This is a genomic window from Armatimonas sp. (genome assembly GCF_043757465.1).
Classification (GTDB): Bacteria; Armatimonadota; Armatimonadia; order Armatimonadales; family Armatimonadaceae; genus Armatimonas.
In genome coordinates this window covers 1-9803 of record NZ_JAYVPL010000012.1, presented here as the reverse complement: position 1 = coordinate 9803, position 9803 = coordinate 1, and the positions used below count along the sequence as shown (strand labels likewise).

The following is a 9803-nucleotide window of genomic DNA, read 5'->3' as shown; positions in this document are numbered from 1 at the left end:
TGGCCGAAATTACTTTTGAAATCCCGGCGCGGAACTCCTCCCTCGACAACGCCTCTTTTCAGCGCGGTTTCCACCGCCAAATTAGTCTAAACGCGAATAACAAAGCATAGTGATGAGATCATTGACTACGAATGACGCCAGCAAGCGGGCAAGCCTATCGGTTCTGGTAAAGGGATGAGCTGGACAAAAGTGGGTAGTCGTGCTTTAGCCCTTCTGACATGTGCTGAGTTAAATGCTCGAACGGCCCCTGTCAGGGCTGGAGCATGATCACGAGATTTGCGACAGAAAGAATTATTTTTCCGAAAGTCGCCAGAGCCGCCAGAACAATCCTCCCAGCCAGAGAAGCGCGGGGAAGACTAAGCTGCGCTGCATCAGGCCCGTCCACCAGCGCCCGTGCCAGCCGATACTGTGCAGATAGAGCGAGGCCCCCACAATCCCCCCGAGCGCCAGAGCGCCGCAGAACAGCGCAAGGCGGCTCAGAAAGCGCTCCCGGCGCAGGCAAAACGATGCAATCGCTAAAAAGATCGGGGCGAAGACCAAGGTGGAGAGGGGGTTATGAATGCGCCCAATCAGCGTGCAGGGTTCTATGCGTGTGAGCTGACCACAGGTGAGGTCATCGGTCGTGAGGTCGGCAAGATCCGTGGGAAAGAAGCCCAGGAGCAGAAGCGACACCCCAGCAATGGCAAGGAGCACACTCTCCCGTTTCAGATTGTGCTTGAAAAGTGCCCGTGCCGCCGCGAGCGCCCCTAGCCCCAGGAGAAAAAAACAGGCAGTCATCAGCGGGCTGTAGTCGGAGCGCACCAGCTCACTCAGAAAATTCCAGGGATGGTAAGGGTAGGTCGCCCCGGTCGTGGCATGAAGACGCGGCGACGGTAGCACGTGCAGAACGACGAGATCCGCCCCCGCCAGCGCAATGCTCACGGCTCCCATTTGTACCGATTTTCTCGCCATGTTTTTTCCCCTCTAGGCCGGGTCGCAGACCACGCCCAGCCAGCTCTTGCCCTGAGCCACAATGACCAGAGTCGCCTCCGTCCCCTTACTCTTGGCCTTCAGCCCGAGCTCTTGATGCACAGCCTCCGGCTCCTTGGGGTAGCGCCGCTTCTTGACCACCAGTTTCCCAATCCCTTGCTCCCGCAGCCAGCGCCCCAGTGTCCGCTCACGGTAGGGTAGTGCGATGCGGACACGATAGGTGCGCACCCCGGAACAAAACACAGCCTCGTCCGCCGTGAGGTAGGCATCCTCGGGTGAGAGCAGCGCGGCGCGGGTGCGCTCCGCCAGTGCTCCCAGTGCCCCCACCCGTAGAACTGCGGGGTCGGGATCCAGCAGATACGCGCCGAGCTGCGGAGCTAGCGGCGGGGGCTCGCTCTCCGCTTCGTAGCGCTCTTGGCCGGGGAGCAGCAGTGCCTGCGGAGGGCCGCTCTCTGCCCCCAGCACCACACAAGCCTCCTTGCACGTACGGTCCTCGGAGAGAAACGTGAGCTGCCCTCCTAGCGCCGCTAAAATCGCATCCGGCAGGGCGGGCGAGAGCTTTGCGACCACCACTCGACTTTTCGCCTGGAGCTCGCTCAGAAAGCTCAGAGGCGGCTGGTAGCGCTCGGCATCCCGGGAAAAGCGTGTCGCGCCGTCGCGGCGGGCGGGATCAAAGAAAACGCCGTCCCAGTGGCCCTCCTGCACAAAACTTGTGGCATCGGTGCAGTGGAAAGTAATGCGCTCCCCCACTCCGTAAACACCCGCATTGGCACGGGCAAACACCAGACGAGCCGGGTCAGTATCCAGTGCCACCACGCGCATGCCCGCTTCAGCCAAGGCCAGGCTGTCTCGCCCGATTCCACAGCAGGCATCCAGAACCATTTTACAGCCCATAAAACAGCCCGCATGAAACGCCGCGATTTCCTCGGAGCTCGCCTGCGCCAGGGAGTCTGCCGTTAAAAAAAGCTGCTCCGCCCGCTTCCAGCCACGTTTTCGTGCACGCTCACGCCCCTCCAAAACCGCCAGAGCACCCGCGCGCTGCTCCGGCTCCAGTCCGCGCTGCTTGCTCAGTGCTGCCACGCCCCGTGCGAGAAGTGCCGCGCCCGGCTTCGACACCAGAAAGCTCGCCGTCGCTTCTGTCACGAGCCGCCCACGAGTGCCTTCGCTTCATCGGTGACCACTTTAGGAACCACAAACTGAATCTGCTTCAAGGCCGCATCCGGCGTCCGAAGCCAGCTTGCCAGCAGAAACTCAAGGCTAGTGAGCGCCACTTGCGCCTCGGGAGTGCCCTCGGGCCGCGACTTATTGTAGCTCTCCAGAACCGGAGCCAAGTCCGCACGGGAGAAGAAGGCGGGTATTAGCGTTATCCCATTCTGGGTGAGATTGAGCAGCCGCTTGCCCGGTAGCTCCGCCATGAACAGAGGCACACCACCACCGGTCTCGGGCTTTCCCTGCTGCTTCAGAAATGCCTTCGCCTGCTCCACTTCGGCAAGATCTGGAATAAACGCAAGAGCCGTCTTGTTTTCTGACTTCTGTGCCTTCTGCCAAAGCTCCCCAAGCGCCACTGCCTTGATACGCAGGCTCGCTCCCAGCGTGGGGTTCTGCTTTGTGAGCTTCTCCAGGAACTCGACAGCGCCACTCTTGCGTAAAAACACCCCGATAGTGGATATACCTTTACCGTCCGGTGGGTTCGCCGTGAGAGCGGCTCCGCTCTCGTTGGCCAAAATGAAGCCCGGCACAGGGGCTAGCTTTGCCGCGATCTGTGGTGCCGTGAGCACTCCAGGCAGCTTGAGATTGGAGAGCACTTGTGGCGGGGGCGGGAGTAGAGGGGGGGACGGGGGTAGATACATTGACTTGACTCCTGATAGCTCAAAAAACAAAACACCCCCACCGAGGCTTGTTAGCTGGCGAGGGCGTGGCTGTAGCGGCTAAGCAGCCTGGTAGTAGATAATGGCGCGCTTGAGCAGGGTTATCTCCGCGCCCTCTGTCGTCAGGACATGGATAGAGGATTCATCGAACCACTTTACCTGCCCGTTGAGCGTCTGCCCATTTATCAACAGAAATGCCAGAATCGTGTGCTCATCCCGCAACCGAATCATCGCTGCGGAGCTTAGCTGAATCGTGGGCATACGGTCCCGGCTGGGGCCAAAATCCATAGGTTAGTCCTCGCTCTTCTTAGCAGCGCGGACAGGCTTTGCCGTCTTCGCTTCAGAGACACTTCCCACTGTCGTCTTAGTACGTGCCTTGTAGGCTTCTTCCTTACGCTTCCACATCTGGCGCAATTCTTTTGCTCGAACTCGCATCGTTATTTCCTCCTTACACTCAGGATACCGAAAATGCAGTCTATTCTACCGCACCTTGACTCTCAACCCAATTCGCGATAGAATTTTTAGCCTGTTGGTTCTTTAGTGGTTTCCCGTCGTAGCTCAGCCCGGATAGAGCAGTCCCGTCCTAAGGGAACGGCCGGGGGTTCGAATCCCTCCGACGGGATTTAGTTCGACCTGGAGAGGTCGCATAGTTGGTCTAGTGCGTCCGCCTCGAAAGCGGATGAGTGCAAGCTCCGTGGGTTCGAATCCCACCCTCTCCGTTTCCCCCTTCGAAACTCCAACGCATTCCGAAACCCCAACGAAACCAAGCCACGGTACAATGGCGGCATGTCCTCCTCTTCCGTGCCCTCCTTCACCATCGCGGGGCTCCAGCCCCATGCCTGCGGGCTCCCGATCCCTCTCTCCGATGACATTGAGCGCCTCGAAACGCTTTTCTCCGAAGTGCTAGCCGAGCAGGAAGGCGCGGCGTTTGTCGCGCTCTCACGCAAGCTGATGGAGACGGCCCACGAACACGACATGACCCCCAAAAAGCTGCTCGAAGCGATTCCGGAGCTGACGGACTCGGCGGTTTGCGCGCGGCTTTTGCGCGCGGTGACGGTGCTCTTTCAGCTTCTTAACACGGCGGAGCAAAAAGAGATCGTGCGCGTGAACCGAGGCCGCACGGAGCCGCGTTCGGAGTCTATCCGCGAGGGCGTGCAGCGGCTTAAAGAGCAGGGACTGAGCGCGGGCGATGTGCAAAAAATCCTCAACAAAATCGAGATCTGCCCGACGCTCACGGCGCATCCCACCGAAGCGCGCCGCCGAGCCGTTCTCGATAAATTACTACGCGTCGCCGAGGGGCTGGCACTGCGCTCACAGACGGCAGACGGCTCGCACTTAGACCAGCCGCTAGAAGGCAACCCGAGCATCCGCGCCGATGAGAACCTGCGCCGCGCTCTCACCGAGCTCTGGCAAACCGATGAGATTCGCATCACGCCCATCACGGTTCCGGAAGAGGCACGTAACGCACTGTACTTCTTTGAGCGCACGATCTTCTCCGTGGTGGCGTGGCTCCACACCGACCTGCGCCGCGCCCTAGCCGAGAACTACCCCGAGGCGACATTCACCATTCCCTGCTTTGTGAGCTACCGCTCGTGGGTGGGGGGAGACCGTGACGGTAACCCAAACGTGACAGCAAAGATCACCTGGGAGACGCTCAAAGAGCACAGAAGAATCGCTCTGGAGTTCTTTGCAGAGCGCGTCGAGAATGTCCGCCGGGCACTCACGCTCTCGGTGAAGCGCGTTGCAGAAAATGACCCGCTACTGGCCTCGGTAGAGCGCGATCTGGCCGAAGTACCCCTGCCCGAGAACCGTCGCCTGCGCCATATCGGGGAGCCGTATGTGCTGAAGCTGCTCTGCGTGCACGCCCGGCTCCTGGCAACTTTAAACAATGCCCCGCATGCCTACGCCAGCGATGCGGCGTTTATTGAGGATCTCATTCTGGTGCAAGATGCCCTGCGACGCAACCACGCGAGCTCCGTGGCGGATGCCGGAGACATGGCGGACTTAGTCGTTCAGGCGCGCAGCTTCGGATTTCACCTCGCTCCCCTTGATGTTCGGCAGCACAGCGATGTTCATGCCAAAGCCGTCACCGAGATTCTAGCGCTGGCAGGCGTCACCGCGAACTACTCCGCGCTCTCCGAGGATGAGAAAGTGGCCATATTGCGCTGGGAGCTGCGCTCACCCCGGCCTCTGGTAAGCCGCGATGCCCCGCTCTCGGCCCAGACACGCGAGGTTTTAGATGTCTTTGAGGTGATCCGCCGCGCCCGCCGCGAGCTCTCGCCCCAGAGCGTTGTCTGCTACATCATCAGCATGACCCACGGCGCGAGTGATTTGCTGGAGCCACTGCTCCTCGCCAAAGAAGTGGGTCTCGCCGGAGAGCTAGACATTGTCCCGCTCTTTGAGACCATTGATGATCTGCACCACTGCGGCGATTTAATGGCCGATGTCTTCAAGATCCCCGAGTACAAGGCGCACTTAGCCACCCGAAATCACTTTCAAGAAATCATGCTAGGCTACTCGGATTCCAGCAAAGACGGCGGCTTTCTAGCAGCGAACTGGGCCTTACAAGCAACGCAAGAGAAGATAGCAACGGTCTGCCACGAGGCGGGGATCACGCTGCGGCTCTTCCACGGACGCGGCGGGACGGTCGGTCGTGGCGGTGGACGTGCCAACAAGGCGATTCTTGCGCAGCCGCCTGGCAGCTTCGACGGACAGATTCGCTTCACGGAACAGGGTGAGGTCATTTCTTTTCGCTACGGCCTCGCTCCGATTGCCCACCGGCATTTAGAGCAGATTGTCAACGCCGCGCTTCAGGCCGCCAGCCCCAAGCGCCAGGCCAAAGAGAGCGAGGAGGGAAAAGTCGTGCTGGAGCAGATGGCGCAAAAAAGTCGAGAATTCTACCGCGCGATGGTTCACGACGACCCGAGCTTCTGGACGTTCTTCGCACAGGCCACTCCGATTGCCCACATCAGCAAGCTCCCGATTGCCTCGCGCCCCGTCTCACGTAGCGGCAAAGCGCTCGCCAGCGTGGACGATCTGCGGGCCATTCCGTGGGTATTCGCCTGGATCCAGAGCCGCTACATCGTCCCCGGCTGGTTTGGCCTCGGAAGCGCTCTAGAATCCTTCATCGGCGACAGTCCCGAGAAGCTCGCCCTCATGCAGAGCCTCTGGCGCGAGTGGGCGTTCTTCAAGACCGTCGTGGACAACGCTCAGCTAGAGCTCACCCGCACGCACCTGCCCACCGCCAAACTCTACGCCGACCGCTGCGACGATCCGGCGCTACGCGACAAGTTCCACAACCTCATCGAGGGCGAGCACACCCGCACGATCAAGTGGGTCAGGCTCCTCACCGGCCAAGAGGGCGAGCTCATGAGCCACGCGCCCGTCGTTAGAGCCACCGTGCATCTGCGCAACCCCGCCGTCCTGCCGCTCTCGCTCCTGCAAGTCGCGCTGATGGAACGCCAGGAAAAAGAAGGCGAGAGCGATCTGCTGCGCGAGGCCATTCTTCTCTCCATCACCGGAATCGCCGCCGCCATGCAGAGCACCGGGTAGATTTATAGTGGTTCGATGCGCACCACTCCTGCTTCGACGCACTCGATACTCAGCGCACTGCCGTGCAGCAGCGACATTCCCAGTAAGGGGCGCTTACCCATCGCCAGAACGCGGACACGACGAAGCGTACCGTCGCAGAGAATCGTGGCTCCGTGGACGGGTAGCTGCACCTCGCTATCGTCGGCAAGATTGGCGGGCGTGTCGTACTCAAACGGAAGCCCCATTGCAGCCACGGCGACAACAGGAAGAGTGAGGAAGCCCACGAACCCGGTGTCTACCACAAACTCAATCGTCAGATCGGGGTAGCCCGGAAGCCGAAACGTGACTGGCACAGTGGGATGAAGGCGCTCGACCTTGCCAAACGTCATGCCGCTGTCCGCTCCATGATGCCCCCCAGAGACTCCGCGACGTTGTAGCCAATCTTGAGACCGTAAAGTCGGGCGTGAGGATGGCGAGCATGGAGCTTCTCAGCAGAATCCAAACCCAGCTCATCTACTTCAAAGTCTCCGGTTTCAATATCAATAATCACCATCTTGCCGATATTGTCATCCGTCTCCACCTGCGAACGAATGTGCTCCGCATAAAGCGCCTTCCCCAAACGAGCCACCTCTTCACGACTCAGTGTCACACTTTGCATCCTCAGACCTCCCGCCTATTTTACCGCCGCCCAAACTGTCATCGCCATGTTCTATGCGTCTATCATGCCACTAAGACCCGTTCTGGTGTGGGGTTCGGAGCACAGAGATCGGCAGAACAATCATGTCGAAGCGCCAGCCGGGCAGCGTCTTGAGGAGCGCTGCCAGGGCGATATTATTGTCTGAAATATCGTTGCGTCGCCGCACCACGGCGGCAACACGCTGCTCACCTTTTTGCGCCAGCAAGTCCATGTGGTAGTCCCAGAGAGCATCGGGCAGATCATCGGGACCGGGGTCTTCCACAACCGTGTAGCCTTGGGCGCGAAACGCACACGCCAGCCAGTGCCGCGCATCACGGGTGGAGCGAATCCACCCTGGAATTTCTTCAGGAACTCCAGGAATCATAACAACCTCCGATGGTCGGGCGCATCTTCCACCCGTACATAAACAAACTCGTCGCTCCGCCGAATCGCCGCCACCATGCAAAGTCTCACTCGACTTATCCCTGGTTATCCCTGGTTATCCCTGGGCGTGGACGCGCTCACAGATGTTGCGGACAATTGCCTCTAAATTGCCATCCGCGCTTTTAAAGGCGTAGTCGTTGACGGTCAGTGGAGCGCCCAGCACCACAAGCGGGGCACCGTACGACGGGCACGCGATGGCCTGCTCGGTGGTGAGGCCGCCGACAGCTTGCACGGGCACCGACACAGCGGCAGCCACGTCACGCAACTGATCTAACGGGCTGGGCATGCGCGCTCCGCTGGCCGCGATCCCCCGGCGCTCGTCGAAGCCGATGTGGTGGATGACGTAGCCACAGCCCAGATCTTCGAGACGCTTGGCAGACGCAACCATGTCGTCGGAGATCATGTTGTCGCCCATCACGCCCACCCCAAAGTCGCGGCCCGCCTTGACCACTTCGCGGATAGTGTGAGGGTGCGCCCGCTCCATCACGACCACATGCGTTGCCCCCACCTTGGCAACAATCTCGACCTCGCGGTAGCCACCGTCCATGATCTTTAAGTCCGCAACAATCGGGACATTCGGGAAGGCTTCACGCAGCACGCGCACTCCGTTGGCTCCGTGCGCCATCAGCATCGGCGTCCCGGCTTCTAGCCAGTCCACGCCCGCGCGCATCGCTAAGTGCGCCGTCTCTAGTGCCTCGTCGAGGTCCACAATATCAAGTGAAATCTGTACAATCGGTCTCATGTTGGCATTCTACCCGAAGTGTGCCGCTAGTTTTTTGCGGACAAACGCCACGGATTTTTCCAGATCGTCCCTACCGTTCATGCCGTCCTCGATGCTCACCCAGTGCGGGGTACTTCCAGCGGCTTTCAGGGTGGTGAAGATAGCATCATAGTCGTTGAGGCCCTCGCCGATCACACCGTGGGCGAGGCGGGCAGCGTAGCCGACACTGTCTTCTTCGTGGCGTAGATCCTCGATGGTACCGGACGTTAAGTAGCGATCGGATGCGTGCATGGTAAGCACGCGGTGCTTGACGAGCTCTAAGACATCCAGCGGGTCTTCGCCCGCTAAGAAAGCATTGGAGGGATCGAAGTTAACGCCAAAGTGCGGCGAGTCAATCGCGTTCACTATCTCGCAGAAGATATCGGATTTTTGCGCAAACTCAGGGTGGGTCCAGTAGTTGTCTTTGTAATGATTCTCAATGATAAGTGTGACGCCGTGTTCCGCCGCGAAGGGCAGGAGGCTGGAGATTGCCCCGACCACGCGCTTCACACCGTCTTCGCGCGACAGATCGGGGCGGCGCTGGCCCGAGAGCACGCGACAGTAGCTTCCACCCAGAGCTGCTGTGAGCCGAATCCAGCCGCGCTCTTTCTCCAGCTCGCCTTCCAGATCATCGGCGGTGAAGTCCGGGGAGCAACAGAGCATCGGCATGACGAGATTCTTTGCCGCCAGCGCCTCGCCTACGGCTGCGAGCCAAGCCGGATCGTCACCGTGGCAGAAGCCCGCGTAGAACTCCAGCCCGTCAATATCCAGAGTAGAGGCCAGCTCAATCCAGTCAAAAACCGTCATGGTCTTGTGGACGCACAGCTCGTCCATAAAAGCCTTGGGAAAGGCAGCGAGTTTGGGTATCATGCGGGCATTTTACCGGCTATACTGGTGGCATGCTCACAGACGAACAACTTGAGTTCTATCGCGAGAACGGCTACGTTCTGGTGAAGGGACTTTTTAATAAAGACGAAATGGCGCGGCACCGGCAGGCGCTGCATGACCTGGCGCACCGGCTCTATGTGGAGACAAATCGTGGCTCCGACGCGACCTGGGGCGCAGCGCGCGATTATGTGGAGGGTGGGAAAACATCCTCGCTCCAGCACTGCCATGATGTCCAGTTCTATGATGCGGGCCTAGCCCGGCTAATCGCGGACGAGCGGCTGAGCGGCGTGGCAGCGCAGATTATCGGCCCCAATGTCCAGCTCCACCACACCAAGATGTTTATCAAGCCGCCCGAGAAGGGCAGCCCGTTCCCGATGCACCAGGACGCGCCGTTTTTCCCGCACGCCCACCACTCCATGATCGCCGCCATCGTGCACTTCGACGCGGCAACGCTGGAGAAAGGCTGTCTGAGAGTCGTGCCGGGCAGCTACAAGCTCGGGCTGCTCCCCCATGATCCGACCGGCGGCTGGCACGTAGACCCTGAGGGGTACCCGGTAGAGGATGCCACGCCCTGCCCTGCCGAGGCCGGGGACGTGCTTTTCTTTAGCTACCTGACGATCCATGGCAGCGGCATCAACGCCAGCAGTGAGGCACGCACCACGCTGCT

General features: G+C 60.0%; 12 protein-coding genes and 2 tRNA genes. 4 read left to right on the top strand and 10 right to left on the bottom strand.

All coding sequences use genetic code 11. From position 1 onward, the window contains the following. Positions 1 to 291: 291 nt before the first annotated feature. The 5 genes from ACH2ED_RS01865 to ACH2ED_RS01845 form a co-directional block, all read right to left on the bottom strand. Complete coding sequence (locus tag ACH2ED_RS01865; RefSeq protein ID WP_395088488.1) at positions 292 to 951, bottom strand: DUF998 domain-containing protein; 660 nt, start codon at positions 949 to 951, stop codon at positions 292 to 294. Positions 952 to 963: 12 nt separating this feature from the next. Continuing rightward, positions 964 to 2112 (bottom strand): methyltransferase domain-containing protein, encoded by a 1149-nt coding sequence (locus ACH2ED_RS01860; RefSeq protein ID WP_395088487.1) that lies wholly within the window; start codon positions 2110 to 2112, stop codon positions 964 to 966. Next, positions 2109 to 2819, bottom strand: a complete 711-nt coding sequence (locus ACH2ED_RS01855) for a Tic22 family protein (protein WP_395088486.1) — start codon at positions 2817 to 2819, stop codon at positions 2109 to 2111. The genes ACH2ED_RS01860 and ACH2ED_RS01855 overlap by 4 nt, the downstream gene beginning before the upstream one ends. A 78-nt stretch (positions 2820 to 2897) precedes the next feature. Beyond that, positions 2898 to 3098 carry a hypothetical protein gene (locus tag ACH2ED_RS01850; RefSeq protein ID WP_394794015.1) on the bottom strand — a complete coding sequence of 67 codons (201 nt, stop codon included), beginning with the start codon at positions 3096 to 3098 and terminating at the stop codon, positions 2898 to 2900. 30 nt (positions 3099 to 3128) lie between these two features. Then, positions 3129 to 3272, bottom strand: coding sequence for a hypothetical protein (locus ACH2ED_RS01845; RefSeq protein WP_309691224.1), 144 nt, complete (start codon positions 3270 to 3272; stop codon positions 3129 to 3131). Between the two features lie 112 nt (positions 3273 to 3384). On the opposite strand from ACH2ED_RS01845, the gene ACH2ED_RS01840 reads away from it, so the two are divergent. The 3 genes from ACH2ED_RS01840 (at position 3385) to ppc (ending at position 6389) form a co-directional block, all read left to right on the top strand. Beyond that, positions 3385 to 3459 (top strand) — tRNA-Arg (locus tag ACH2ED_RS01840). Between the two features lie 13 nt (positions 3460 to 3472). After that, positions 3473 to 3556: transfer RNA gene (locus ACH2ED_RS01835), tRNA-Ser, on the top strand. Positions 3557 to 3623: 67 nt separating this feature from the next. Continuing rightward, complete coding sequence (gene ppc, locus ACH2ED_RS01830; RefSeq protein WP_395088485.1) at positions 3624 to 6389, top strand: phosphoenolpyruvate carboxylase; 2766 nt, start codon at positions 3624 to 3626, stop codon at positions 6387 to 6389. Between the two features lie 2 nt (positions 6390 to 6391). Here ppc and ACH2ED_RS01825 read toward each other — a convergent pair whose 3' ends face one another. From ACH2ED_RS01825 to ACH2ED_RS01805, 5 genes are all read right to left on the bottom strand, one after another. Beyond that, entirely contained in the window at positions 6392 to 6757 is a 366-nt protein-coding gene (locus ACH2ED_RS01825; protein ID WP_395088484.1) for a clan AA aspartic protease, read from the bottom strand. Further along, complete coding sequence (locus ACH2ED_RS01820; RefSeq protein ID WP_395088483.1) at positions 6754 to 7026, bottom strand: hypothetical protein; 273 nt, start codon at positions 7024 to 7026, stop codon at positions 6754 to 6756. Before ACH2ED_RS01820 ends, ACH2ED_RS01825 begins: the two co-directional genes overlap by 4 nt. A gap of 70 nt (positions 7027 to 7096) precedes the next feature. Then, on the bottom strand, positions 7097 to 7429 hold the full coding sequence (locus ACH2ED_RS01815; RefSeq protein ID WP_395088482.1) for a hypothetical protein: 333 nt from the start codon (positions 7427 to 7429) through the stop codon (positions 7097 to 7099). A gap of 114 nt (positions 7430 to 7543) precedes the next feature. Continuing rightward, on the bottom strand, positions 7544 to 8230 hold the full coding sequence (locus tag ACH2ED_RS01810) for an orotidine 5'-phosphate decarboxylase / HUMPS family protein (protein ID WP_395088481.1): 687 nt from the start codon (positions 8228 to 8230) through the stop codon (positions 7544 to 7546). A 9-nt stretch (positions 8231 to 8239) separates the two neighbouring features. Further along, positions 8240 to 9115: a sugar phosphate isomerase/epimerase family protein gene (locus ACH2ED_RS01805; protein WP_395088489.1), complete on the bottom strand. Its 876-nt coding sequence runs from the start codon at positions 9113 to 9115 to the stop codon at positions 8240 to 8242. Between the two features lie 32 nt (positions 9116 to 9147). Here ACH2ED_RS01805 and ACH2ED_RS01800 point away from each other — a divergent pair. Next, positions 9148 to 9803, top strand: a 656-nt coding sequence (locus tag ACH2ED_RS01800) for a phytanoyl-CoA dioxygenase family protein (protein ID WP_395088480.1), incomplete at its 3' end; no start/stop codon positions are given.